This window comes from Thermomicrobium roseum DSM 5159 (genome assembly GCF_000021685.1).
In the GTDB taxonomy this organism is placed as follows: domain Bacteria; phylum Chloroflexota; class Chloroflexia; order Thermomicrobiales; family Thermomicrobiaceae; genus Thermomicrobium; species Thermomicrobium roseum.
This window is the reverse complement of the sequence record NC_011959.1, coordinates 1,746,686-1,771,945: the sequence shown is the minus strand read 5'-3', so window position 1 is coordinate 1,771,945 and position 25,260 is coordinate 1,746,686. Positions and strand designations below refer to the sequence as shown.

The 25,260-nt window shown below is 65.3% G+C and carries 22 protein-coding genes; 14 read left to right on the top strand and 8 right to left on the bottom strand.

Annotated elements, in window-relative coordinates:
• Window positions 1-43: 43 nt before the first annotated feature.
• Both TRD_RS08260 and TRD_RS13730 read left to right on the top strand, forming a co-directional pair.
• The gene (locus TRD_RS08260) at window positions 44-604 is read left to right on the top strand and encodes an NADPH-dependent FMN reductase (RefSeq protein ID WP_015922709.1); all 561 of its coding nucleotides are present in this window, start codon (window positions 44-46) and stop codon (window positions 602-604) included.
• A gap of 859 nt (window positions 605-1,463) precedes the next feature.
• Complete coding sequence (locus TRD_RS13730; protein WP_015922705.1) at window positions 1,464-2,450, top strand: CAP domain-containing protein; 987 nt, start codon at window positions 1,464-1,466, stop codon at window positions 2,448-2,450.
• A gap of 331 nt (window positions 2,451-2,781) precedes the next feature.
• Here TRD_RS13730 and TRD_RS08250 read toward each other — a convergent pair whose 3' ends face one another.
• Genes TRD_RS08250 through rsmI form a run of 3 tightly spaced genes read right to left on the bottom strand, consistent with a single transcriptional unit; the run spans window position 2,782 to window position 5,664 of the window.
• On the bottom strand, window positions 2,782-3,567 hold the full coding sequence (locus tag TRD_RS08250) for an enoyl-CoA hydratase/isomerase family protein (RefSeq protein ID WP_015922704.1): 786 nt from the start codon (window positions 3,565-3,567) through the stop codon (window positions 2,782-2,784).
• Window positions 3,564-4,802: a CaiB/BaiF CoA transferase family protein gene (locus TRD_RS08245; RefSeq protein WP_015922703.1), complete on the bottom strand. Its 1,239-nt coding sequence runs from the start codon at window positions 4,800-4,802 to the stop codon at window positions 3,564-3,566. Before TRD_RS08245 ends, TRD_RS08250 begins: the two co-directional genes overlap by 4 nt.
• The gene (gene rsmI / locus TRD_RS08240; protein WP_015922702.1) at window positions 4,780-5,664 is read right to left on the bottom strand and encodes a 16S rRNA (cytidine(1402)-2'-O)-methyltransferase; all 885 of its coding nucleotides are present in this window, start codon (window positions 5,662-5,664) and stop codon (window positions 4,780-4,782) included. Before rsmI ends, TRD_RS08245 begins: the two co-directional genes overlap by 23 nt.
• 103 nt (window positions 5,665-5,767) lie before the next feature.
• On the opposite strand from rsmI, the gene dnaX reads away from it, so the two are divergent.
• Genes dnaX through TRD_RS08215 form a run of 5 tightly spaced genes read left to right on the top strand, consistent with a single transcriptional unit; the run spans window position 5,768 to window position 11,085 of the window.
• Window positions 5,768-7,456, top strand: a complete 1,689-nt coding sequence (dnaX, locus tag TRD_RS08235; protein ID WP_015922701.1) for a DNA polymerase III subunit gamma/tau — start codon at window positions 5,768-5,770, stop codon at window positions 7,454-7,456.
• Between the two features lie 54 nt (window positions 7,457-7,510).
• A complete protein-coding gene (locus tag TRD_RS08230; protein ID WP_015922700.1) occupies window positions 7,511-8,869 on the top strand; it encodes a GH1 family beta-glucosidase in 1,359 nt (452 codons plus the stop codon).
• 44 nt (window positions 8,870-8,913) lie between these two features.
• Window positions 8,914-9,207: an Asp-tRNA(Asn)/Glu-tRNA(Gln) amidotransferase subunit GatC gene (gatC, locus tag TRD_RS08225; protein ID WP_015922699.1), complete on the top strand. Its 294-nt coding sequence runs from the start codon at window positions 8,914-8,916 to the stop codon at window positions 9,205-9,207.
• Window positions 9,208-9,216: 9 nt separating this feature from the next.
• Complete coding sequence (gene gatA, locus TRD_RS08220; protein ID WP_015922698.1) at window positions 9,217-10,686, top strand: Asp-tRNA(Asn)/Glu-tRNA(Gln) amidotransferase subunit GatA; 1,470 nt, start codon at window positions 9,217-9,219, stop codon at window positions 10,684-10,686.
• A 3-nt stretch (window positions 10,687-10,689) separates the two neighbouring features.
• Window positions 10,690-11,085: an FtsB family cell division protein gene (locus tag TRD_RS08215; protein WP_015922697.1), complete on the top strand. Its 396-nt coding sequence runs from the start codon at window positions 10,690-10,692 to the stop codon at window positions 11,083-11,085.
• A 5-nt stretch (window positions 11,086-11,090) separates the two neighbouring features.
• On the opposite strand, the gene TRD_RS08210 is transcribed toward TRD_RS08215, so the two are convergent.
• A complete protein-coding gene (locus TRD_RS08210) occupies window positions 11,091-11,825 on the bottom strand; it encodes a response regulator transcription factor (protein ID WP_052294087.1) in 735 nt (244 codons plus the stop codon).
• Between the two features lie 516 nt (window positions 11,826-12,341).
• On the opposite strand from TRD_RS08210, the gene TRD_RS08205 reads away from it, so the two are divergent.
• From TRD_RS08205 to smc, 7 genes are all read left to right on the top strand, one after another.
• Entirely contained in the window at window positions 12,342-12,965 is a 624-nt protein-coding gene (locus tag TRD_RS08205; protein ID WP_015922694.1) for an RNA polymerase sigma factor, read from the top strand.
• A gap of 9 nt (window positions 12,966-12,974) precedes the next feature.
• On the top strand, window positions 12,975-13,646 hold the full coding sequence (locus TRD_RS14860) for an anti-sigma factor family protein (RefSeq protein ID WP_015922693.1): 672 nt from the start codon (window positions 12,975-12,977) through the stop codon (window positions 13,644-13,646).
• A gap of 65 nt (window positions 13,647-13,711) precedes the next feature.
• Window positions 13,712-14,443, top strand: a complete 732-nt coding sequence (locus tag TRD_RS14855; protein ID WP_015922692.1) for an SIMPL domain-containing protein — start codon at window positions 13,712-13,714, stop codon at window positions 14,441-14,443.
• 85 nt (window positions 14,444-14,528) lie between these two features.
• The gene (locus tag TRD_RS08190; protein ID WP_169302292.1) at window positions 14,529-15,482 is read left to right on the top strand and encodes a sulfurtransferase; all 954 of its coding nucleotides are present in this window, start codon (window positions 14,529-14,531) and stop codon (window positions 15,480-15,482) included.
• Window positions 15,479-15,904 carry an inorganic diphosphatase gene (locus TRD_RS08185; protein WP_052294085.1) on the top strand — a complete coding sequence of 142 codons (426 nt, stop codon included), beginning with the start codon at window positions 15,479-15,481 and terminating at the stop codon, window positions 15,902-15,904. The genes TRD_RS08190 and TRD_RS08185 overlap by 4 nt, the downstream gene beginning before the upstream one ends.
• A 14-nt stretch (window positions 15,905-15,918) precedes the next feature.
• Complete coding sequence (gene galE, locus TRD_RS08180; RefSeq protein WP_015922689.1) at window positions 15,919-16,908, top strand: UDP-glucose 4-epimerase GalE; 990 nt, start codon at window positions 15,919-15,921, stop codon at window positions 16,906-16,908.
• Window positions 16,909-16,922: 14 nt separating this feature from the next.
• Entirely contained in the window at window positions 16,923-20,486 is a 3,564-nt protein-coding gene (gene smc, locus TRD_RS08175) for a chromosome segregation protein SMC (protein WP_015922688.1), read from the top strand.
• 4 nt (window positions 20,487-20,490) lie between these two features.
• On the opposite strand, the gene TRD_RS08170 is transcribed toward smc, so the two are convergent.
• From TRD_RS08170 to serS, 4 genes are read right to left on the bottom strand one after another with little or no spacing between them, the layout of a single operon-like run.
• Entirely contained in the window at window positions 20,491-21,966 is a 1,476-nt protein-coding gene (locus TRD_RS08170) for a M81 family metallopeptidase (RefSeq protein ID WP_015922687.1), read from the bottom strand.
• A 6-nt stretch (window positions 21,967-21,972) separates the two neighbouring features.
• Entirely contained in the window at window positions 21,973-22,803 is an 831-nt protein-coding gene (locus TRD_RS08165) for a beta-keto acid cleavage family enzyme (protein WP_015922686.1), read from the bottom strand.
• Between the two features lie 24 nt (window positions 22,804-22,827).
• A complete protein-coding gene (locus TRD_RS08160) occupies window positions 22,828-23,883 on the bottom strand; it encodes a C45 family autoproteolytic acyltransferase/hydrolase (RefSeq protein WP_015922685.1) in 1,056 nt (351 codons plus the stop codon).
• Between the two features lie 3 nt (window positions 23,884-23,886).
• Window positions 23,887-25,224 carry a serine--tRNA ligase gene (gene serS / locus TRD_RS08155; protein WP_015922684.1) on the bottom strand — a complete coding sequence of 446 codons (1,338 nt, stop codon included), beginning with the start codon at window positions 25,222-25,224 and terminating at the stop codon, window positions 23,887-23,889.
• Window positions 25,225-25,260: the final 36 nt, after the last annotated feature.

Sequence of the window (25,260 nt, the reverse complement as noted above, 5' to 3'; positions counted from 1 at the left end):
TGGCCGGTACAGGTCTGAGGTCGGTGAAGAGAAGGGAGGTTACGTGACCGAACGCGTGCTCCGGATACTCGGAATTCCAGGAAGCTTGCGGCGCGAGTCCTACAACCGCGGCCTCTTGCTGGCCGCTCAAGAACTCGCCCCACCCGGTGTCGAACTCGAGCTGTACGAGGTACGCGAGCTTCCGCTCTATGACGAGGATCTCGAGCGAACTGGCCCGCCTGATCAGGTTCTTCACTTCAAGCAGGCCATCGCGCGCGCCGATGCGCTCTTGATCGCTACTCCCGAGTACAACTGGAGCGTACCCGGGCCGCTCAAGAACGCGATCGACTGGGCTTCTCGTCCACCGGCAACGAGTCCCTTGCGTCGCAAACCGGTCGCTCTGATGGGTGCCTCCACGGGTATCTCCGGAACCATCCGGGCGCAACTTGCACTCCGCCAGATCTTCGCGTCGACCGAGTCGTATGTGCTCCCGAAGCCCGATCTTTTCGTCCGGGAGGCGGCCACGCTCTTCCGTGACGGCCGTCTGGTCGATCGAGAAACGCGCGAGCGGATCCGGCAGTTACTCGAGGCACTCGTGGCTTGGACACTCCGCTTCCGCGATTGAGAGCAGCGCTTCCCGGATCACGCTACGGTGCGATGCTCTCGTCACACTCCGTCATCGTGATGGCTCTGCGGTGCTCGGCCTCTCGCTCGTGCAATCTGCGCCACCGAGCACCGCTCACCCACTGGTTCCTTCCGGACATCTCGGTCGGGCAGGAGAAAAGCGGCTCGCCCACCTCGACCTCGAACACCGTCATCGCTGGTTCTCCACCCAACGCTGCTCCCGGCAGTGAACTCTCGCCCTCTTGACTCCACGAGCATCGATCACCAGGGAAATACAGGCTCGCTCTGGAACAGCTGGGCGACAAACAGATCCTGCTCGTCCGCGATCCCGAAATGCTCCAGTCCTGGAGTCCCATAGCTTCCATCGCTGGCGGACAACCGACTTCGACCAGGCGATCAGAACACGAGAATGCGAGACTGAGCCATACTCGCTTTCGCCTCGTCGCAGCCTGTCCGACCTGCAGCTGCGCCCTGGGCAAGCAGTAATCAATTGAGGCAGCGGGCAGCTGTGCCGGGTAGGATGATTCCGGCTCTCTCCCTCGTCGCGAGGCAAAACGCCGCTACCTATGCACTCGTCCTGCAGCTCGCGATTCCCTCGGCATCATCGTAGCCAGATGCCTCTCCGACCGCCCAGCGGTGCACGGTACACCGAGGCGAGTCGGACGGAACTGTGCTCAGGCGACAGAGCCGCCTTTCCGTCAAAACTCCCACCGCTCGTACCGGGTCGAAATGGCTAGAACCATCACTCACCGGGATCAGCTACCCGGCAATCACCCTTCTATCCCTCCCGGATAGCGTTTCGACGGCCGATCGCTTTTCTCGGCGGTCATGAGGGCCCCGTGCTCGCGAGAGGTGTACTGATGAAGCGATCGGCCTACGTCCTCCTAGCTCTCCTCGCTTTTATGCTCAGTCCTGTAGGTTCGACTCTAGCTGCGGCTTCCACTCCCACTGGGTACGATGTCGCGCCCGAGTTCCAGAACTTTTACCAACGGTATGGGGGACTCCCGACATTCGGCTATCCGATCAGCCCAGCCTTCCGGGAAAACGGCTATCTCGTCCAGTACTTTGAACGCCAACGCTTCGAGTACCACCCCGAGTACGCCGGCACCGAATACGAGGTGCTGCTCGGCCTGCTCGGCCGGGAGATGGCCGAACGCGAAGGTCGTGATCTGCGGCCCGTACAACCGATTCCTGGTCGACTCTATTTCCCGGAAACGGGACATACCATCGCCTCAGAGTTTCTGTCCTACTGGCAAAGCCGTGGAGGCTTGCGGCTCTTCGGTTACCCCATCACGGAGCCCTTCTGGGAAAACGGCCTATTGATCCAGTACTTCGAGCGTGCGCGTTTCGAATTTCGCCCTGACCTAGCAGGAACCGACTGGGCGATCCTGCTCGGCCGCCTGGGCGCTGAACTTTGGGCGAGCAAGAGCCGCGACGCCTTCTACCAAAGAAGCACACCAGCGAGCGATCTTGCTGATCACATCAACCGGACGCGGCAACAGAGCGGGCTGGCTCCACTCGTGCTCGACCCCGTGCTCACCCGGATCGCGCAAGAGCGGAGCGATGACATGGCGCGCCGCGGCTACTTCTCGCACACGACGCCAGAGGGTCGCACGGTCTTCGACCTGCTCGATGCTTACCGGGTCAACTGGCGTTTTGCTGGTGAAACGCTGCAGCGCAACAACTACCCCGCCGACCGAACGGTTGCCGAGGCAGCTCGCTCGCTCTTCGCCAGTGCGTCCCATCGTGCCATCCTGCTCGATCCGCGCTTCACCCACTTCGGGGTCGCCGAAGCGACCAGCCAGGATGGGATGCATTACTACACCGTCGTGCTCATCCAGCGCTGAGCGGTCAGTTCGGCACCTGCGCCGTACCCCAGCTCGTGGCGCGTCTCTACTCGGCGCGTTCAGCCCGCCGCTCGGCGACGGGCGAGCACGCCGAGCCCACCCAGGCGGCTCCTTTGCCATCGCCACGCCGCGAACGGTTCCGCGCTGCCAGCGCCCGTCCGAGAACACGGCTTTTCGGTCTTCCACACGGGCGGGCCGTCGGCGGTGCGACCCGCGGGGGAGGTTCCTCGCCCGGCGGATCGCTGCCCTCTCGATGAACGAGCCTCGATCAGTGTCCCCCGCGAGTCACGTCCCCGGACGGTCCCGATGAAGCCGGTCCGCTTCTGACCGGTCACGCCCGGTGCTGTGGAAAGTTGGGAGCACGCTTTTCGAGGAAGGCCCGCACGCCCTCGTGGAACGCCACGCCCTCGTAGACCGTCGCGAGGAGCTCGCGATAGCTGACGTCATTTTCCGTGGCACCGCGAAGCGCGAGCTGAACCACTGCCTTAGTGGCCTGCAACGTCTCGGCGGACATGCTCAGGAGGCGGTCGATCCACCGCTGTGTCGCGAGCTCGAGTTCCTCGATCGGAACGACCTCGCTGACGAGACCCAGTCGCCAGGCCTCCTCGGCATCGATCAGCTCACCGCGGAAAACCAACTCGATCAGCTTGCCGGGAGGTAGCAGACGCAACAACGCGCGCGTCTCGCCGAGACCAGGCATCACCCCGAGGCGACCGATCGGGAGCCCGAAGCGCGCATCCTGCGCGGCAAGCCGGATGTCACAGGCTGCGGCCAGCTCGAGACCACCCCCGACCGCCAGCCCCCTGATCACCGCAATGACCGGCTGCGGAGCCTCCTGGATCGCTGCGAGGGCTGCCGAGACGAGCCGATCGTACGCCCGCGCTCGAGCCAACCCAGTGCGCCGGGACGGAAACTCCCGGATATCCGCTCCGGCGCTGAACGCTCGCTCGCCGGCTCCCCGAATCGCGACCACGCGCACCGAGTGATCGCTGGCGAGTCGGCGCACGATTCCCCGCAGTTCGTGCCACATCGCGGCAGTAAGCGCGTTGAGGGTCTCCGGGCGGTCGAGGACGATGTGCGCCACTGGTCCCGTTCGCTCGAGCCTGATGCCGCTCATCGGACCGCTCGCTCCCTCGGGCCGAGCACGATCGCCCCTTCCTCGGCCAAGCGAGTGATCGCCTGGTCATCGTAGCCGAGTTCCCGGAGCACTTCAGCCGTGTGCTCAGCCAGGAGCGGTGGCGTCCGCCGGATCACCGGCGGTGTGCGCGACAGCTCCACCGCCGGACCGACCAGTCGAATGGGACCAGCCAACGCGTGCTCGACCGTCCGGACGATCCCGAGATGCTCGACCGGCTCGCTCTCCAGCGCTTGCCCCACGCTCCAGATCGGTCCGCACGCGACACCGGCGCGACTCAGGCGCTCCACCCAGTTCGCCACGCTGTCCGCCTGTAACGCTTCCTCGAGTGCCGCGTTGATCAGCGAGCGATTGGCCACACGGTCAGCATTGCTGCGGAACCGTGGATCGTCGATCCACTCGGGGTGCCCGACTTCTTCGGCCAACCTTCGCCACATCTGCTCGTTGGCGATGGCGATGTTGAGGTACCCGTCCCGCGCCCGGAAGGTACCGTACGGTGCGGCCACCGGATGGTCGTTCCCCTCGAGTCCCGGATCGCCACCCCCGGCGAGGTACCGTCCTGCCTGAAAGGTCAGCACACCGATCACCGCGCCGAGCAACGAGGTATCCACGCGCTGACCGATCCCCGTGCGCTCGCGCTCGTAGAGCGCTGCCAGCACGCCATAGGTCGCGAACAAGGCGGCCAGAATATCGGCGATGGCGATCCCGACGCGGACGGGCCCACTCTCCGGTTTGCCGGTCACGCTCATCAACCCGGACATCCCCTGCGCGACCTGGTCGAAGGCGGGTCGATCGGCCCATGGCCCACGCGGGCCATAGCCCGTGACCTGGCAATAGATCAGTCGTGGATTGCGGGTGCGCAGCGTCGACTCGTCCAATCCCAGCCGCTGCATGGCTGACGGCCGGAAGTTGGTGACCAGCACATCGGAGCGCGAGGCGAGTTCCTGCGCGACGCGTGTTCCTTCCGGATGCTTGAGATCGAGCACGACACTGCGCTTGTTGCGGTTGACCGACAAGAAATAGGGACTTTCCCCAGCCACGAACGGTGGACCGTAGCCGCGCGCGGGATCGCCTTGCGGTGGCTCGATCTTGATCACGTCGGCACCCAAATCACCGAGGAGCATCGTGCAGAGTGGACTGGAGACAGCCTGTCCCAGCTCGATGACCGTGATCCCGTCGAGTGGCATCGGCTGCTCACGTTCCTGCTCCGGTGGCATGGGTTCCTCCTTTCCCATCGGCTTCGTTCTTCTGCTCCTCCTGCTGGACGGTCACGGCCAGCCGGTACAGCTCACGACGGGGTCGACCAGTCAGACGAGCGAGTTCGCGGGCGACGGCCGCGGCCGAAAGACCCTTCGTCAGTCGCTCGCGTACGAGCTCCTCGAGTCGCTGCTCGTCTGCCTGGGGATGCTCCCGGCTCCCCGCGGCGATGACCAGCACGAACTCGCCGCGGGGTTCGTGCTGCTCGTAATGGGCGGCGGCTTCCGCGAGCGTCGTCCGCCTGACCTCCTCGAAGCGCTTCGTCAGCTCCCGGCAGACGGCGACCGGTCGGTCTCCGAGTACTTCCACAGCGTCATGCAAGGTTTCCCGGAGTCGGTGGGGTGCCTCGAAGACGACCAGAGGATACGGCAGGTCTCGCAGCAGCGAGAATCGCTCGCGGCGCTCCGAACTCCGGCGCGGCAGGAAGCCGGTGAAGACGAAGCCATCGGTCACCAGACCAGAAACCGCGACAGCAGCTGTCACTGCCGAAGGGCCTGGCACGACGACCACGGGATATCCTGCCTCCGCCGCCGCGCGAACCAGCTCGGCTCCCGGATCGGATATCCCCGGCATTCCGGCATCGCTCACGACAGCGATGTCTCCCTCGCCCAGAGCGGCCAGGAGCTGTTGCACGCGTTCCCGGCCACTGTGCGCGTGGAAACTCACCAACGGCGTTTGGATTCCGTACCGTCCGAGCAGCTTGCGGGCTTGTCGCGTATCTTCGGCCGCGATGAGACGTACCTCAGCGAGCACGCGGAGCGCCCGCATCGTGATGTCCTCGAGGTTTCCGATCGGTGTTCCCACCAGGTACAGCGTCCCCATTTGCCCGGCTGGCACGTCCCCACGTATGCTTAGTCGTACGGACGCTCGTGACGCGTCACCACACGGAGAGGCCCCAAGGATGGACTCGTCCCGCGAGGCCAGGATGCAGTCCGGCTCATTGTACCGGAAATATCGCCCGCAGACCTTCGAGGAACTGGTTGGACAGGAAGCCATCGCGCGCACGCTGCGCAATGCGGTCGCCCTCGACCGGGTGGCGCACGCCTACCTGTTTTGTGGGCCGCGCGGTACCGGGAAAACCAGCACGGCGCGCCTGCTGGCCAAGGCGGTCAACTGCCGGGACGCCGATCCCTGGCGGCGCCCCTGCAACCAGTGCGGAGCCTGCCGCTCCATCGCCACTGGTACAGCGGTCGATATCATCGAGATCGACGCGGCTTCCAACCGTGGAGTCGACGATATCCGCGATCTCCGCGAGAAGGTGAAGTATGCACCCGTCGAGCTGCGCACCAAGTTCTATATCATCGACGAAGCGCACCAATTGACACGTGACGCCTTCAACGCCTTCCTCAAGACGCTGGAGGAGCCACCCCCGCACGTCGTCTTCGTCCTGGCGACGACCGAGCCGGACAAACTTCCGGAAACGGTTGCCTCACGCTGCCAGCGCTTCGATTTCCGCCGCTTGCCCGTTGACCGGATGGTCGAGCGCCTCCGTTTCGTGTGCCTGCGCGAAGGCATCGAGGCACCGGACGACGTGCTCGCCCTGATCGCTCGCCGCGCTGCGGGGAGCCTGCGCGATGCCCTCGGCCTCCTCGAGCGACTCGCCGTTTTCGCGAGCGACGGCGAGAACGAACCAGTCATCACGCTCGAGCTGGCGCGCCAGGTCCTGGGTGGCAGCCGCGACGATCGGCTTCTCGATCTCGTGACGGCGATCGCTGACCGGGATGCTGGCCGGGCTCTCCGGCTGGTGGCAGAGGCGGCCGATGCGGGCGATGACCTGCACCAGCTCGGTCGCGAGCTGGTCCGTTTCACTCGGACACTGTTGTACGTCCGGGCTGGTGGCAGCGATCCGCTCCTGCCGCCCGAGGCATCAGCGCTGGCTCAGCGCTTCTCGCTCGAGGAACTCGCGCTCGTTCTCCGTCGGCTGACCGGTCTCGACGCGCCCCTCCCGCGATCCGGCATCGATCCGCAGCTCCTCCTGGAACTCGGCCTCGTGGAGTCGATCCTGTTGCTCGATGGATCGCAGCGCGAGCGCACTCTTGCACCTTCTGGTGCCACGGCGGTACCGGCGATGACCGCAACACCGCCGCGCGTTGTCCCAGCGGCTCCACGCCCGGCTCCCCCGCCAGCAGCATCGTCCCAGCCGGCCGTTTCGCCGACGACCAGTCCAGCGGTCGATGGGGACGATGAGCTCCTCGATCAGCTGCTCACGCGCTGGGCTGCGATCCGGCGCGAGCTCCGGGCTGTCAACAGCAAGGCGGCTGCACTCCTGGCGGATGCTGAACCACGCCTGATCCGCGGAGATGAGGTCGTCCTCGTCGCGCCGTACGAGTTCCATCGTCGCCGTATCAACGAAGAGGCCGAGCTGCGACGTGTGATCGAACGGGTGCTGGCCAAGCATCTCGGCCGAGCCTGCCGCATCACCTGTCTCGCGCCGGAAGACGTGCCCCGGCAGCTGACCACAGCGGCCGGGGAGCCGCTTTCTTCGGAAGACGAAACTGACCCAAAAGGTCGGCTGACGCCTGATTCCTCCGGACAACAGCGACCGGTCGCGCTGACTCCGGAGGACCAGCGCCGCCTGGAGGCAGCCAAGGCGATCTTCGAGGCAGTCGAGTAACCCTTACGGTCCTTTGCGGCGGCTGCAGCGGTCCCAGCGAGAAAGGAGAGAGCCATGAGCGTGGCCCGTTTCCCGCACGGTTTCCTCTGGGGTACCGCGACTGCTGCATACCAGATAGAAGGTGCGGTAGGCGAGGATGGTCGCGGGCCGTCGATCTGGGACGCCTTCAGCCACGCGCCAGGAAAGACCTATCAGGGGCACACCGGCGATGTCGCCTGCGACCATTATCACCGCTGGCCGGATGATGTCAGGCTCCTCCGTGAACTCGGGGCACCCGCCTATCGCTTCTCGATCGCCTGGCCGCGCGTCTTCCCGGAGGGAACTGGCGCTCCGAACGAACCCGGGCTCACCTTCTACGAGCGATTGGTCGATGCGCTGCTCGAGGCGGGCATCACGCCGTTCGTCACGCTCTATCATTGGGATCTTCCGCAAGCCTTACAGGATCGCGGCGGCTGGAGCGAGCGCTCGACGGCCGAGGCATTCGCTCGCTATGCCGAGGTCGTGACTCGTCGCCTCGGTGATCGGGTGCGCTACTGGATCACGCACAACGAGCCGTGGGTCGTCGCCTATCTCGGGCACTATCTGGGTGTCCATGCACCAGGTATTCAGGATCTTCCGACGGCGATCCGAGTCAGCCACGAACTGCTGGTCTCGCACGGACTGGCTGCCCAGGCCATCCGGGCAGCGAGTTCTCAGGCAGTGGTCGGTATCACGCTGAACTTGTCGCCGGTCGAGTCAGCGAGCGACCAACCGGACGATCGCGCAGCCGCCCAGCTCTTCGACGGTCTCCTCAACCGATGGTTCCTCGATCCGGTGTTCGGCCGTGGGTATCCGCTCGACGTGCGCGAGCGCCTGGCTCCGTACTTCGACCCACCGGACACCGATCTCCCGACCATCGCGCAGCCGCTCGATTTTCTGGGTATCAACTACTACGCTCCGGCTTTCATCAGAGCTGTTCCCCAGGAGCAGAACCTTTTGGGCTTGGCCCAGCTCGAGCCGAAAGCGTTGGCCGACCGCGGTTACCAGCTCACCGACATGGGCTGGCCAGTCGTCCCGGAGGGACTCGAGCACTTGTTGCTCCGGATCAGTAGGGAGTATGCGCCGCGCGAGCTGTTCATCACCGAGAACGGTGCCGCCTATCCTGATCAGCTCGTCGCTGGCCGCGTCCAGGATGACCAGCGCATCGCCTACCTGGCTGCCCACTTCGCTGCCGCCTACCGTGCCGTTCGGGCGGGGGTTCCCCTGAAGGGATACTTCGTCTGGTCGCTCCTCGACAATTTCGAATGGGCGCACGGCTACAGCAAGCGCTTCGGCATCGTCTACGTCGATTACGAAAGCTTGTCCCGTTTTCCCAAAGCGAGCTTTTCCTGGTACCGCGATATCGTAGCCCGCAACGCGCTCGTCGAGGGATGAGCCGGGACGTGGTACACTGCCGCCCGGCAGAGGGAGGTTCGGCGATGCGTTTGAGCCGCGAGATCGTCGATCATGTCGCGATGCTGGCACGCCTCGGCTTGACCGAGGAAGAGCGCGAGCTGATGCGCGAGCAGCTCTCGTCGATCCTCGAGCACGTGAGTCGCATTCAGGAACTCGATACCGAGGCGATCCCGCCCACCGCGCAGGTCATCACGCTCCAGAATGTCTGGCGCGAGGACGACGTCCGGCCATCCCTGCCGGTGGAAGCTGTCCTGGCCAACGCTCCGGAAAGCGAAGATGGCTTCTTCCGGGTCCATGCGGTGCTCGAGCAGAGTTGAGGGGGCACTGTGACCAGCGAACTCGTTCGCCTGACCGCTGTGGAGGCCCGCGCGCTGCTCGATCGACGCGAGATCAGCGCTCTGGAATTGCTCGAGGCGCATCTCGCCCAGATCGAGCGACTGGAGCCTACTCTCCACGCCTTCATCACGGTCGCGCCGGAACTGGCGCGTCGCCAAGCTCGGGCAGCTGACGACCGCCTCGCTCGCGGTGAGGGTGATCTCTTGACGGGTATACCGGTCGCACTGAAGGACGTCCTCTGTACGGTCGATGCGCCGACGACAGCTGGGTCACGCATTCTGCAAGGATTCCGCTCGCCCTACGATGCGACCGTCGTCGCTCGCCTGCGGGCACAGGATGCGGTGTTCGTCGGCAAAACCAACACTGACGAGTTCGCCATGGGTTCCTCCACCGAGAACTCGGCCTACGGTCCGACCCGTAACCCGTGGGATCCGGACCGCGTTCCGGGCGGATCGAGTGGCGGTTCGGCAGCAGCGGTCGCCGCTGGAGAAGCGATGGTTGCTCTCGGGTCGGATACGGGTGGATCGATCCGGCAGCCAGCGGGCTTCTGCGGTATCGTCGGGCTCAAGCCGACGTATGGTCGAGTGTCCCGCTATGGACTCGTCGCTTTCGCGTCAAGCCTGGACCAGATCGGGCCCTTCGGCCGCACGGTCGCCGATGTGGCGATGCTGCTGCAGGTGATCGCCGGTCACGATCCAGCCGACTCCACATCGGTCCCCCTCCCGGTGCCCGATTATCGAGCGGCGCTGACCGGTGATATCCGTGGCCTGCGGATCGGTATCCCTGCCGAGTACCGAGTGCCCGGAATGGATCAGGCAGTCGAGCGAGTGATCGAGGATGCCCTGGCGCTCCTGCAAGAACTGGGAGCCGAGCTCGTTCCCGTGTCCTTGCCGCACACCGAATATGCCTTGGCCACGTACTACATCATCGCGCCCTCCGAGGCGAGCGCGAACCTGGCACGCTATGACGGCGTGAAGTACGGGTTGAGCTTGCCCGGCGAAACGCTCTTGGAGCGCTACCTCCGCACGCGCGGGGAAGGATTTGGGCCAGAAGTCAAGCGGCGCATCATGCTCGGCACCTACGCCTTGAGCGCTGGCTATTACGATGCCTATTACGTCAAGGCTCAAAAGGTGCGGACACTCATCAAACGCGACTTCGACGAAGCGTTCGCTCGTGTCGATGTGATCGCGGCACCGACCTCGCCGACGGTGGCTTTCCACCTCGGCGAGCGCACGGCGGATCCGTTGCAGATGTACCTTTCCGATGTGTTCACCATCCCGGCGAACATGGCTGGCCTCCCGGCAATCGCGGTTCCCTGTGGTTTCGCGCACGCCTTGCCGGTCAGTCTGCAGTTCATGGGCCGGCCATTCGACGAGCCCACGCTCTTGCGGGTCGCCCACGCCTACGAGCAGGCCACCGACTGGCATACCCGGTGGCCACCCCTGGTGTTCGGGGGCTGAGCGATGCTCTGGATCGGTTCCTGGCTCCGCACCGCGGTGCTGGTCGCTCTCGGCTTCGCGATCGCGCTCTATTTCGTCGTCGCTTTCGGTCAACAAGCCTGGCGGGCCCGGCAGCTCGAGATGCAGGTGGCTGAACGCCGAGCCGCTCTGGCTCGACTCGTGACCGAGCGAGACACACTCGCCAGCCAGCTGGCCGATCTGCAGGGGGAAAACGATCGTGCGTACGTCGAACGGACAGCTCGACGCGAGTTGAACCTGACGTACCCCGGTGAAACGGTCCTCTTCGTCCAGTGGGAGCCAGCGTCTCCTGGCGCGAGTCCCGCACTGTCCACACCGACACCCGGGCCCGAGCCGAATTGGGAACGCTGGCTCGAGGTCCTGCGACTACCTCGACCCTGAGTCGCTCAAGCCTCGTGAAGCGAGGCGCGCTCGACCACGAGGGGTTGCTGGAGCACGCCGTTGGCGAGCGCGAAGATCGCCGCCTGTGTCCGATCCTTCACTCCCAACTTGTCGAAGAGCAGGGAAAGTCGGTTTTTGACCGTACTCTCGGCGAGAGACAATACGTCGGCGATCTCCTTGTTGGACAGTCCGGAGGCTACGAGTTGTAAGAGCTGTGTCTCGCGACGAGTCAGACGGACGCCGGTGTGTCCCTCGTGGAGGACGCTCCAGCGCTGGACCTCGCGGAGGAGGATACCTCCGTAACGGGGACTGACGTACCGCTCGCGACGCAGGACGGCTTCGACCGCTTCCACGAGTTCCTGTACACTCGCTTCCGCACTCACCAGCGCTTCGGCTCCAGCTCGGGCGAGGGCCAGGACGACATCGCTGTCGTTTCCCAATCCGTACACGACGAGCGGTAGTGCTGGTGATCCATCCGCTACCGCGAGGCCCGGCGACAGCCGCTTGATCGCGCGGACGAAGTGCGCGAGCCCTGGCCCGAATGCAGCGGAAACGAGGACGACGTCCGGTTGCTGCCACTCGAGCAAGCTCGCGAGACGGGACAGTTCTCCCGCTTCGCCCAGCACGCGCAGTCGCCCCGCCGACTCCAGGTAATGCCGGAAACTCTGACGGACCGCAGCGTGTGGATCGCCGATGATCACGGTGGAAAGATCGGTTCGTCGCTTTGTCGTCGCTTGCACGCCCACTGTCGCCTTCCGGAGTTCGTGCCTCCAGCCGACACCATCTCCCGTCTGTTTTCGACGGTGCGCTGGACTGTTGTCTCCATAGGACTTTGGCGCTACTTCTGCGGCCCGCTTCGGCTAGCAGCACTGCGGACCCTGTTCCTGCTGTCGCTACCGGACCGATCTCGCCATCGCTCTGCGTGGGAACTCGAGTGTGCGGGCCAGCCTCGTCAGGTCGCCACGGAAGCGAGCAGGGGGCTCGTTCCTCGCTGCCCTGCCTCTGCTCGGAAGATGCGAAATCCTCCTGTTCCCGGTTCCCGTGAGCGCTGCCGAGTGTCGGTGTCCAGCGGTACGTGTACTCTCGCGCCAGAGGCATCGATCCGACACCTGTGTGCTCCGTCGCGCACACGACCGCACACCTCGCCTCGTCGTGACCGGGCCCTTGCGCACGAGGAGCGACTGCGGTACGGGGTCGGGGTGGACGAACGACCGTCGCCTCGAGTACCGTTCCGGCAAAGGGACCGGTGGTTCGGCATGTCTGGCAGCGAAGACGAGGCGTTTCTGGTAGCTCGGGCACGGACCGGCGATCGCGATGCGTTCGCCGAACTCGTCCGTCGCTACCAGCGACTCGTCTTCGCCGTCTCCTATCGCTTGCTCGGCGATCCTGACCTCGCTGAAGACGTGGCGCAGGAGACCTTCATTCGGGCCTTCCTCTCGCTGGAGCACTTCCGCGGCACGACGATGCGTGCCTGGCTCCTGCGGATCGCGCACAATGCTGCCCTCGATCAGTTGCGGGCGAGTGCGCGACGTCGCACCGTCCCACTCGAACACGCCGGCGAGCATGCTTCTTTCGATGTCCCCGAGCCAGGTATCGAACAGGCGGGACTCCGCGCGGCGTTGGAAGCCGCCTTGGCCGCGCTCCCCGTCGAGCAACGAGCGGTCGTCGTGCTCGCCGATGTCGAGGGGTTGCCCTACGAGGAGATCGCGCAGACACTCGGCCTTCCGCTCGGAACCGTCAAGTCGCGCCTGGCGCGTGCCCGCATGCGTCTGCGCACGCTGCTGGAGTCCGATCCGCGAGCGAGGGAACTCTTGGGGCTGAGCGGTCGTCTCCCGGATAGGGAGGGTGAGTCGCCGGAACGCCTGATCGAAGGTGAGTGACGGTTCTCGATGACCGATCGCAGCAGTCACTTGGACGAAGAGCGACTCGCGCTCCTGGCGAGCGAGGAGCCGGATGCGGAGGTATCGGCGCATCTCGCCCAATGCGAGTTCTGTCGCCGCCGCTGGCAGGAGTATCGCGCGGTTCGCCAGGCGTTGCGCTCCTTGCCCGCGCCGCCGCTCCCGCGCGACTTCGCGGCAGCGCTGAATCATGCCCCGCCCCTTCGACGGGCAACCTGGTGGTGGCGCTATCGCACAGTGCTTCGCGCCGGGACGCTCCTCGCTGCGACGCTCTTGGTCGTCCTTCTCTCTGCGGTCGTCGCCGCTCCTCGTTTCCTGCCCAGCGAGGACCGGCAGACCACGCTCGGCCCCTCACCAGTGGCGGAACTCGCACCGGCGGCTCAACCAAACACCGAAGAAATGCGCTCAGCTGGGATCGCGTCGCAAACGCCTGCCATTCTCGCGAGCGAGACGCCGAGCAGTACGTTCGCCGCCGCCACCGAAGCTACCGCCAAGGTACCGGCGACCTCGGAGCAGGAACCCGTTTCGGAAATGCCTCGTACCATTCGTCTTCTCGCCTGGGTGGGTATCGTTGTCCTCGCTTTTCTCACGCTCGCTGGATTCTGGTTCGGGTTTCTCTTACCTGCCCGGCGGGTCCGCCGGTTTCCGGTCGTGCGTCGCTGAGCGGGAACCGAAACTGCCTCTCGCTCGTCATCTCTGCGGAGACATGGAGCGGAAAGGAGAAAGCGATGCAGAGAACCTGGGTTCCTCTCGCTGTCGTGCTCGGCCTTCTGGTGATGGTGGGAGCGGTGCTGAGCGGTACGGCGAGCATGCGCCTGCCGCAGGCTGCGGCGCAGGACACCGGGACAGTCCAGCGTTCGATCAGCGTTTCTGGTGAAGGGCGCGTTTCGCTGCCACCTGATACTGCCACGCTCACCCTGGGAGCTGAGGTCTTCGATCCCGATGCGGCGGCGGCTCAGCGTGAAGTCCAACGACGTATGGAGGCGATCCTGTCGGTCTTTCGCCAGGCTGGCATACCGGAGAGCAAGGTCAAGACCGTGGTGTACAGCATGTCGGTCGAGCGGGACTGGAACCAACCGACGACGCCGGTGATCGGTTACCGCGTGACGCATCTCGTCGAGGTGCAACTGCAACCGGTCGAGCGGACCGGTGACCTCCTCGACCGCGCCGTCCAAGCTGGTGCCAATGCGGTGACCAATATCAGCTTTTCGGTTTCCAACCCTGCCGCGGCGCTGCGGCAAGCACGCGAGCTCGCGGTTCGCGATGCCCGCGAGAAGGCAGCCCAACTCGCCCAGCTGAGTGGTGTCGCCCTCGGCGCGCCGCTGCGCATCGTCGAGTCGACGAGTTCGCCACCGGTTCCGGTGCCGGCGGTCGGCGCGGGTGGTCCGGAAGCCAAGGCCGTTCCGGCCGGGGAAGCAACGATCGTCGTGACTGTCTCGATCGATTACGCGATCCAGTAAAGCCTCGGTATGATCGAGACTGGCAAGGAGGAGGCATCTCCCCTTGCCGGTCTCGTGCATGGGCGCGAGACCGGCTCGCGGAGCGATGGCGGCGCGGAGCATGCGGACGACCCGGCGAGGGCTCGTGATCGCTGGTCTCGCGGTATTGGGGCTGTCTGCCTGCCGGCAGACGCGCGCGCAACGCTCCCTGGCTCCGGCCGAGCAGTATCCTGGTGGGCGACTCCTGATCGAGGCACCGGAACTAGCTGACCGGATCGGGGAGCGCTCGCTCGTCATCCTCGATGCCAGCCGGCTCCACGAGTACCATGCCGGGCATATTCCCGGGGCTCGTCACGTCTGGTGGCAAGATACGATGGAAATTCACAACGAGGTGTACGGGATGTTGGTCGGCGAGCCCCGACGGAGCCAACTCGTCCAGCGTATCGGGCTCGATCCTGACGACGAAGTCGTCGTCTACGAGCGTGGCGACGGGCGGGCCGCCTGCCGCTGGTTGTGGTTTCTTCACGCGATCGGCTTTCGGCGAGTACGCCTGCTGCACGGCGGCCTTCGGGCTTGGCTCGCGGCTGGTTACCCGACGACGCGTGCCCTTCCGCCCGCTGCGGAGCACGGAACGTTTCAGCCCGTGCTCCACTACGATGTACTGGCCGAGCTACCGGACGTCCAGGCCGCACTCCAGGATCCGGAATCCTGCCTCCTCGATAACCGAACCGATCAGGAGCGCCGCCAAACCTGGGGTGGTCGTCTCCGGCTCGGCCAGATCCCCGGCGCGGTTGCCGTGCCGTGGAGAGCGCTCCTGGCCGGGGACCCACCGCTCGCCTTCCGTCCACCGGACGAACTGGCCGCACTCTACCGGTCAGTCAGCGTCCAACCGGAGCAGCGGGTGATCGTCTACGGCTTGTCCAGTCCGCACGCGGCCATCAGCTATGTCTCACTGCGTCTCCTCGACTATCCGAACGTGCGCATCTACGATGGATCGTGGGCACAATGGGGGATGCTGAACGACCTTCCGATCGAGCCAGCCGATGTCTCGAAGCCGTGATCGAGGATCCAGCTGGCTCCACGGTTCGGCACGTCTACGATCCCGTGATCGGGCAGTGGCGGACGTACCGCCATCCGGCCGCAGTCAGTCCGTGGCCAGCCAACTACGGGTATCTTCCGGGCACGTACAATCCCAGCGATGACGATGCGCTGGACGTCATCGTCCTGTCCCAGGATCCGCTCCCGACCGGAACGCGGTTGCTGGTTCGCCCAGTGGGGCTCCTGCGTCGAGCGGATGGTGACGACAAGATCCTGGCTGTTGCCTGTGACGATCCAGCGTACGGTGCTGTTCAGCGGCTCTCGGAGGTACCGGTCGATGCGATCGAACGGATTCTGAGGTGGTTCACCGAATGGGAGACCGCACCGGAAATCGCTGACGAGGAAGCAGCGTGGGCCGCGATCCACGCCGCACGTCGTTCCTGAGGAGGAGATTGTCCATGGCTGCAGCGCTCACCGTGCTGGTTACCGGAGGAGCTGGGTACGTCGGTTCTTTTACGGTGCGCGCGCTCCAACAAGCTGGTCATGAGGTGGTCGTCTTCGACAACCTGCGGCAAGGGCATCGCTCAGCCGTCTGCGTTCCCCTGGTTGTCGGTGAGTTGATCGATCGCGAGGCTGTCGCAACCTGCTTCCGTCGCTGGCGTTTCGACGCGGTCATCCATCTCGCGGCGTACACCTCCGTACGCGAGTCGGTCACCGACCCGAACAAGTACGTGGTGCACAATGTGGGCGGAACGATCGTGCTCCTCGAGGCCTGTTTGCGGCACGATGTTCCCTATCTGGTCTTTTCCTCTTCCTCGGAAGTGTACGGCGAAGCACGGTATCTCCCGCTCGACGAAGCGCATCCGACGGAGCCGACCAATCCGTATGGAGCGACCAAGCTCCAGGTCGAGCACTATCTGCGCTGGTACGACGCAGCCTACGGCTTGCGCTCCATCAGCCTCCGCTACTTCAACGCAGCGGGTGCCGCGCTCGACGGTTCGATGGGTGAAGATCATCGACCCGAAGAGCACTTGATTCCGAATGCCATCCGGGGAGCGCTCGGCCTGCAGGCGTTTCGCCTCACCTCCCCGGTCGTCGCGACACCGGACGGGACGACGATCCGGGATTACGTGCACGTGCTCGATCTCGCGGAGGCCCATGTGCTGGCGCTCGAGGCACTCCGGCAGGGGCACCCGACTGACGTGATCAATCTCGGGAGCGGTGTCGGCTATTCCACGCGGCAGATCATCGAACTCGTCCAGGAGCTGACCGGTGTGCGTTTCCCGGTCGAGCGCGGCGAGGCGCGTCCGGGCGAGCCGCCGATCAAGTACGCGAGCTACGCCAAGGCCGAACGCGTCCTCGGCTGGCGACCACGTTACGGAATCGAGGAAATCATCGCTTCGGCGGTGCGTTGGCACACGCGCTTTCCGCACGGCTATCCGGACTGACGAGGTCGCAGGCCATGGGTGTCCGGCTCCTCCGCCTGGCGCTGCTCGGCTTCAAGAGCTTTGCCGATCCTGTCGAACTCGTCTTCGACCGTGGCATCACCGCCATCGTCGGCCCCAATGGCTCCGGCAAGTCGAACCTCGCTGAGGCCATCGCCTGGGTGCTCGGCGAACAGGCGGGCTCAGCTGTTCGCAGCCGCCGAGCAGACGATGTGATCTTCGCTGGTGGACCCGATCGCCCCTCGCTCGGCATGGCCGAGGTCACGCTGACGTTGGAGCAGGACGGAGACGAACTCGGGGTGCCGTTCCGCGAGGTGAGCGTGACCCGGCGCGTCTTTCGTGACGGCGAGACCCAATACCTCATCAACGGCTCGCGGGCGCGTCTGCGCGACGTCCTGCGCATCGCCGCGATCCTGCGAGCTGATTGGATCATCACTCGGCAAGGGTCGGTCGATGACGTGCTCGAGCAACGTCCGGCTGAGCGCCGGCACTACCTGGAGCATGCGGCGGGCCTGTCTGCGCTCCGCCTGCGACAGGCGGAGGCTCGCCAGCAACTGGCTGAAGCCGAGCAGCATGCGCAGCGACTGGACGACCTGTTGCGCGAGTTGGAGCCGCATGTCCATGCACTCGGCGAAGCCGCTCAGCGCGCACGAGAAGCACTGGCTGTTCGCGCGAGCCTGCGCGAGGCTCTGCTCCAGCTCTCCGCAGCTCGCTGGCGACGCGCCCGTGAGGAGGAGGCAAAGGCCCGCCGCGAACTCGGTCGACTCGAGTCGGCCTTGCGTGCGGCAGAAGCCGATCGTGCTGCACTCGCGGCTGAGCTGGAGCGGGTCGAGCAGCAGCAGGCGACCGTGCTGGCCCAGCGCGACCAGCTCCGGGAGCTCCGTACCGAACGGGCAGCCCAAGCGGCGACTGCCCAGTACCGCACGCAGCTGGCTCGGGAGCGGATCGCTGCCCTCGGAAGACAGTTGGACGCGCTCGCTCACGATGTCGAGCAGCTCGAGCGGGAGATACGGGAGACCGAGCAGGAGCTGGAGCATGCCGACACGAGTTGGCAGGCGACCGTGCACGCATTGCGAGCGACCGAGGCTGCGCTCCGGGAACGAGAAGCTGCCGCAGTGCAGCGCACTCGCGAACTCTCGGCACTGCGCGAGCAGCTGCACCGCATCGAGCACGAACTTGCGGAGCGAGTCACGGAACGTGAGCGGCTCGCGCGCACGCGAGCAGCCCTGCTGGCAACCCAAGAAGCGTATCGGGCTGAACTCCAGCGGGCTGAAGCCGCGTACGCGGCACGTCTGCAGGAGCGCCAGCGACTCGACCAGGAACGCGTTCGCCTCGATGAGCAGCGCGCTGCTCTCGCTGCGGACGTCCAAACCTTGCGGGTGGAGGTGGAACGGCAAGCGGCTCAGACCGAGCGTGCCCAACAGGAACTCGAGCGTTGTGTCGAGGTGGTGCGCGAATTGGAGCGCGAGGACGCTCTCGTCCGGGGCCGTCTGGAAACGCTCACCAATGCCCTGACGGGCGATCTGGTGGCGAGCGCAGCGAGGGCAGTGCTGGCAGCGGCACGCGAGGGAAAACTCTCCGGGATCGTCGGAACGCTCGGAACGTTGCTCCACGTTCCGGCAGAACTGGAAACAGCGATCGAAGCAGCGCTCGGCGGGCACCTTTCCGACATCGTCGTCGAGCAGTGGTCCGATGCCGAGGCAGCGATCGCCTTTCTCAAAGCGACCAAGGCTGGACGAGCGACGTTCCATCCGTTGGATACGATCCGCTCGCTACCAGCTGGGCGTCGCCCACTCGTCGCTCGTGAACCGGGTGTCATCGGGGTCGCAGCTGACCTGATCGAGGCGCCACCAGCACTGGTACCGATCGTGGAGTCGCTTCTGGGACGGGTGCTCGTCGCCGACGATCTGGCGACCGTCCGGCGCTTGCTACCCCAGCTTCCTCCCGGCTGGGTTATCGTGACCCGCGAGGGGGAGCTGGCTCGACCGACCGGCTCGGTCACTGGTGGGGCTACGCGTGGTCGCGAGCGTGGGTTCTTGTCGCTGGTTCGCCAGCGACGCGCGTTCGCTGCCCGACAGGAACGACTCGCTGCGTCGCTCGAGGAAGCCCGGCGGCAGTTCCTCGCCGCACGAGATGCGGTCGAGCGAGCGCGTCGTTCGCTGGAGTCGGTCCGCGACCAGCTGCGGACCCAGGAGACGAAGCTGGTGCAGCTCGATCACGAGTGGGTGCAGCTGGTGCGCAGCATCCAAAGGCTGGATGACGCCCTCGCCCGGGAAGCGGAGTCGATCGCTGCCGTGCGAGCTGCTCTCGCTCGGGACGACGAGCAGGCTCGGGCACTCCACGAGCAGGAGGACGCGCTCCATGCCGCTCTGGACGACCTCGAGCACCAGCGTGCTCAGGTTGCCGATGCGATCGCTCGCCTGGACACGCCCGATCCGGAACGCGAGCAGCTCTTGGAGCAGATCGCGACCTTGCGGGAGCGTGAGCGTGCGGGAGCGCGGGAGCGCAGCCAGCTCGCCCAGCGCCTCGGAGAACTTCGACAGCGGTTGGCTGCGCTGCATGCCCGATGGGATGAGCTCCGGGCAGAACACACCCAGTTCCTGGCCGAAGCAGAGCGCTCGGACGCGGAAGCGAAGCGGCTGGCACTCGAGGCGGCCGAACTCGAAACCGAGGAGCGAGCACGCACGGTCGAGATCGAACGGCTCGCCGAGCAGGCGAAAGCGTTGCGGACCGAATCGGCTCGTGCCGAACAGCGCCTGCGTCAGCTCGCGCAGGAGAGCGCAGCAGCACGTGCCGCGTTGGAGCGTGCCGAGCGCGCACTCCACTCGCTTCTCGAACAAGCAGCCTGGGAACTCGCCGAAGGATCGCTCGATGCAGGACTCGTCGAACGACTCGAGCAGGCTAGTCGCGCTCAGCAGGATCCCCCAGAGCGTTGGGAGCGACGCGTCGCCGAACTCCGGCGGCGCTGGCAGGAGTTGAGCCGGTTCGGAGAGGCCGCGATCGCCCAATACGAGTCGGAACGGGAACGCTACGAATCGCTCCGCGCGCAACTCGAGGACGTGCGGGGCACGACCCAGGCATTGCGCAAGCTCCTCGCCGATCTGGACAGAGAGGTCGAGCGGGGTCTGGTGCGTTCGTTGCGTGCGCTCGATCGTGCTTTCGCGGATACCTTCGCGGAACTGTTCGGTGGTGGGCGAGCACGTCTCGTCGCCCGCAACGGTGCCGGCTCCATCGAGGGGGTCGACCTGGTCGTCCAACCAGCTGGCAAGCGTGTCCGCTCGGTACAGCAGCTGAGCGGTGGCGAGCGGGCGCTGACGGCGATCGCGCTCCGTTTCGCGCTCCTCGAGCTCGACCCGCTGCCGTTTTGCGTTCTGGACGAAGTCGATGCCGCGCTCGATGAGGCGAACGTCGCTCGTTTCCGGGGAGTGCTGGAACGGCTGGCGGAACGCACCCAGTTTCTCGTCATCACGCACAACCGGGTGACGATCGAGGCTGCTGGCACGCTCTACGGTGTCACGATGGGAGAGGACGGTGTCTCGCGCGTCGTGTCGCTCCGACTCGCCGACTATGCATGCGGGTGATCGCTCACGCCACGTCGAGCGGCCAGATCGGCCGGCGGATGAAGCGGAACGGTAGCCGACGCAGATCGCTCCCCGTGATGCCTGGTCCTTCGACGAGGACGACTCGTTCGGCGATCGGCTCGAAGGCCGCGCGGAAATGTCCCTTCCCTTTGAGCCCGATGACGCGTTGCTCGGTCGGCTCGATTCCGTGCGAGCGGAAGACGTTCAAATCGATCGGTGACTCGGCGCGTTCCGTCACCAGCACATCGATCCCCTCGACGCGGAGCACGACGGTCCGACCGAGGTCGACCGTCACGCCCGCGTGCATCGGCCCGGCATTGACGTACCGGCCGTCGGAGAGCAGCCGGATCGTCCCGCGCACGGGGAGCGGAGGCCCATGGAGATCGTCTGTCTTGCCACCGAGTTCGACCTCGACGGTGGCACCGATTCCTGCTCGGAAGCACTCGTCCACCACTTCCGGATCGCGCACCAGCGCGAGTGCGGCCGGCCGTACCTGCTCCTTCAACAGGAAGCGGAGAAGTTCGACGCTGTCACCTGGGCCGCCTGTCCAGGGGTTGTCGGCGATGTCGACGAGGACGAGGGGGCCGCGCTCGATGTGCCGGATGGCCTCGGCTGCCTCTTCCCAGGTCGCGACACCGCCGAGAAAGCCGTGGCGCAGGTCCCAGGCGAGGGCAGCCAGTTCTTCGGCCACCTTCGCAGCCAGCGCGGGGTCGTCGTCGGTCGTCACCAGCACGCTCAACCCGGCTTCTGGAACGTCAGCTGGCGGGAATCCGCCAGCGATCGTCACGTCGACAACGCGGGGATGGCGCTCCCATTCCTCAGCATGCTGCATGAGTGTCCGCATCGGTGGGCGATCGGTCGTCATACGCTGGGACGTCGGCAGCATCGCCGGTTTGACCAGTACTGGCGTCGGGTGGATCGTACGGTCCAACAAGCGGGCGAGTGCCAGGCCAGCCTGCCGACCGCGCGCCCGCTGATCGACGTGCGGATAGGTGTGGTAGCCGATGAGCAAGTCGGCCTGTTCCACCATGAGTGGGCTGATGTTGGCATGGAGGTCGAGAACCGCGACGATCGGGACGGACTGTCCGACCGTCGCACGAATGCGGCGGAGCAGTTCGCCATCAGCGTCCTGGATGTGCTCGGTCACCATCGCACCGTGGAGCGAAAGCAGCACGCCATCGACTGGGGCTGCTGTCTCCAGGCGATCGATGAGTTCGCCGAGGAGCGTCTCGTAGGCGTCGCGCGTGACCAGACCAGCTGGCGTGATCCATACCGCGAGCAGCGGGACCAGCGTGAACGCCAGTTCGTTGGCGATATCGATGAACCCAGCCAGAACGGTCGCAGTGTCCCGCGCACGAGTCACGACCGTCGCGCCACGGGCAATCCCGCACTGCTCGACGAATGCGAGATCGACACGGGTGCGTGCGAACGCGTTCGTCTCGTGAGAAAGTTCGGCGATAGCGATGCGTGGGCGTCGCATGGTCCCTCAGCTCTGGAACGGCGGGAGCCCGAGCAGTGTGCGTGCTTCACTCGGGGAAGCCGGCTCGCGGCCGAGTTCGCGCGCGATGCGGACGATCCGCGCGACCAGCGGCGCGTTTCCTTCGGCGAGGACGCGGTAGGAGTAGTAAATGTTGTCTTCTAATCCCGTGCGGACATGCCCACCCATCACGAGCGCCGCGACATTCATCGGGAGCTGGTGTCGGCCGATGGCGCAGACCGACCACAGCGAGCCGGCTGGGAGCTGGCGCACCATGTGCACGAGTTGGTCGACGGTCGCAGGCGCTCCACCGCGTACTCCGAGCACCATCTGGAACCAATACGGTGGCTGGATCAGGCCGCGCTCGATGAAACGCTTGGCTGTCTCGATGAAACCGCTCTCGAAACACTCGATCTCCGGCTTGACGCCATGAGCCTGCATCTCGTGCGCGAGCGCCTCGAGAAAGGCTGGTGAATTCACGAAGACGCGGTCGCCGAAATTGAGCGAGCCAGCATCGAAGGAAGCGATCTCTGGTCGCAAGCGAACCGGAGCGATCCGCTCCTCGTCCGGAACGATCCCGGCTCCTCCACCGGTCGAGAAATTGAGGATGATGTCGCATCCCTGGGAACGGATAAGATCGCGCACCCGAGCGTACCGGGCAGGATCGCTGGTGACGCGTCCCTGCTCGTCGCGCACGTGAATGTGCACGATCGCCGCACCCTCGCGCCAGCAGCGGATCGCTTCGGCAGCGATTTCCTCTTCCGTGATCGGGACGTACGGGGTCTGCTCGCGTGTCGTCCAACTGCCGGTCGTCGCGACCGAGACGATCACTTTGTCCATCCTCGCCTCCTCGTCCGTTGTCGATCAGAGCGACACGCGCTCGAACTCGACCGTGCACGGCGGCCCCGGTGCCACCCAGATTGCCCGATGCGTGACCTCGATGACGAGCCCAGCGATCGTTCGGGACATCCGGTCAGGACCAGGAGCGACGTGCTTGCAGATCGCATGTGGCTGGTTGGCGTGATCGCGGAGAAGTTCCTGCAGGGTCGTCGAGCTGAGCTGTCCCGTGCCCAGCTCGAGCAGGCGTTGCGCTCGATTCTTCCGCAGGATCGAGTCGAGCTTGTCTCCCTCCTCGAACTGCCGCAGCTCGGGAGCAAGGAGGTGGTTCGTGTGCGCGAACGGCTGGTTCCCGGCGTAGAGCAGCGCGTGGTGCCGACCAGTGACCTCGACGTCGTAAATCTCTCCATCGCCGGTCGCGATCAGGTGATTGTTGCCGTTGGCTCGTTCAGGGAGCCAGGTCGCCCGTAGGGCATCAGCCAAGGTCTCGGCACGGAGCACTTCGCGATAGAGAAACAGCTTCGGTACGCCGATCCGGATATCAGTAGCAGTCAGGGCGTTACCAGTCGAACCGACCCCTGCTTCGTTGACCCCTTGATAGAGGAAAAGGCCCCCATAGGCGAAGGCGACGAAGGCTGGCTCATCGCTCGGGCGAGCACGCACGACGTAGATCTGCTCGTGACGACAGGGCAGGGCATCCTCGTTGTGTGCGAGGAGAACCGTGCCGTCGACGCTGGCCGCTGCGGGAACAGCGAGGCTCGTGCAACCCTCTTCGGCTCGCAGTCGTCGGGTGAGGAAGAGGGTCTCTTGCAGGGCGTTGAGGCTTACCAATGCGTCGATGTCGCACCCAGCAGCGCGCGCCAGCGCGTGGAGTTCCTCGGCTGTGCGGCTGAGATTCCCCTCGAGATCGCCGCGGAACTGCTGGGCGAGTTCGAGCGCCTCATCCCAATCGATACCGCTCCGAGCGAGTTCCTGCCGGTGCCGGACGATCGCCTCGCCGAGAATCGGCTGGAGTGCACGTCCGATCGCCTCGCCGATTGCGGCCGGGTCTCCGCTCGCTTCGATGATCAGCAATCCCGGCATGGTTCACGAGTCCCCCGCCCGAGCCTGCTCGCGGGCGCGCCGTGCCTGCGCTGGTTCCCAATAAGCTGGTTGTCGGCCGATCCGCTGTTGCCCACCCATGTAGGGGCGCAAGACAGCTGGGATCTCGATCGTCCCATCTGGCTGCTGGTAGTTTTCCATGATCGCGATGAGTGTCCGGGGGAGAGCGAGTCCCGATCCGTTGAGCGTGTGCACGAACTGGGGGCGTGCTCCCTCGCTCGGCCGGTAGCGGATATTGGCCCGTCTGGCCTGGAAGTCGCGGAAATTCGAGCAGGACGAGACCTCCAGCCACTCCTGGGAGCCAGGTGCCCAGACCTCGAGATCGAACTTCTTGGCTGCCGTGAAGGAAAGATCACCAGTGCACATTTGGACGACACGGTAGGGAAGTTCCAGCCGGCGCAACACGTCTTCGGCATCAGCGACGAGTCGCTGGAGTTCCTCGTCAGAGCGATCCGGCTCGACGAACTTGACCATCTCCACCTTCTCGAACTGATGGACGCGCTTGATTCCGCGTACATCGCGGCCGGCTGAGACTCTCTCCTTGCGGAAGCAAGGAGTAGCCGCGACGAGATAGATGGGGAGCGAACCCGGCGGGAGGATTTCGTCGCGGAAGAGATTGGTAACGGGCACCTCAGCGGTGGGAATCAGCCAGAGATCGGTTTCCTCGTCGTGATAGAGATTGTCCCCGAACTTCGGGAGATTTCCCGTCCCGATCATCGCCTCGCGGCGGACGAGGAACGGCGGATAGACTTCCAAATACCCATGCTCGTTGACGTGGAGATCGATCATCCAGGCGATGAGGGCGCGCTGGAGCCGCGCGAGATCACCGCGGAGCACGTAGAAGCGACTCCCCGCGATCTTGACTCCGCGGGCGAAATCGATCAGCCCGAGCTCCTCCGCCAGTTCCCAGTGCGGCTTGACCGGGAAGTCGAACGGTCGCGGTTCTCCCCAGTGACGCACGACGACGTTGCCACTTTCATCGGGGCCGACGGGAACATCGGGATCGGGCAGGTTGGGAACCTCCAAGAGCAGCGCCTGGAGCCGCTCTTCGATCGCGGCGAGTTCGCGGTCGAGTGCCTCGATTCGGTCGCCGAGTGCACGCATGGCGGCGATGGTGGCTTCCCGCTCCGGCCCAGCTGGCAACTGGCCGATCCGCTTGGACTCGGCGTTGCGTTGAGCCTTGAGCTGCTCGACTTCAGCGACCAGCTGGCGACGTCGCTCGTCGAGTTCCAGGATCTCGTCGAGCGGAGCCTCGGTATTGAGCTTGCGCAAGGCCTCGCGCACCAGGTCCGGATGCTCTCGGATCAGCCTGAGGTCGAGCATGTCTCCCCCTTCGGCAATGATTCGGGCGGGTCAGCT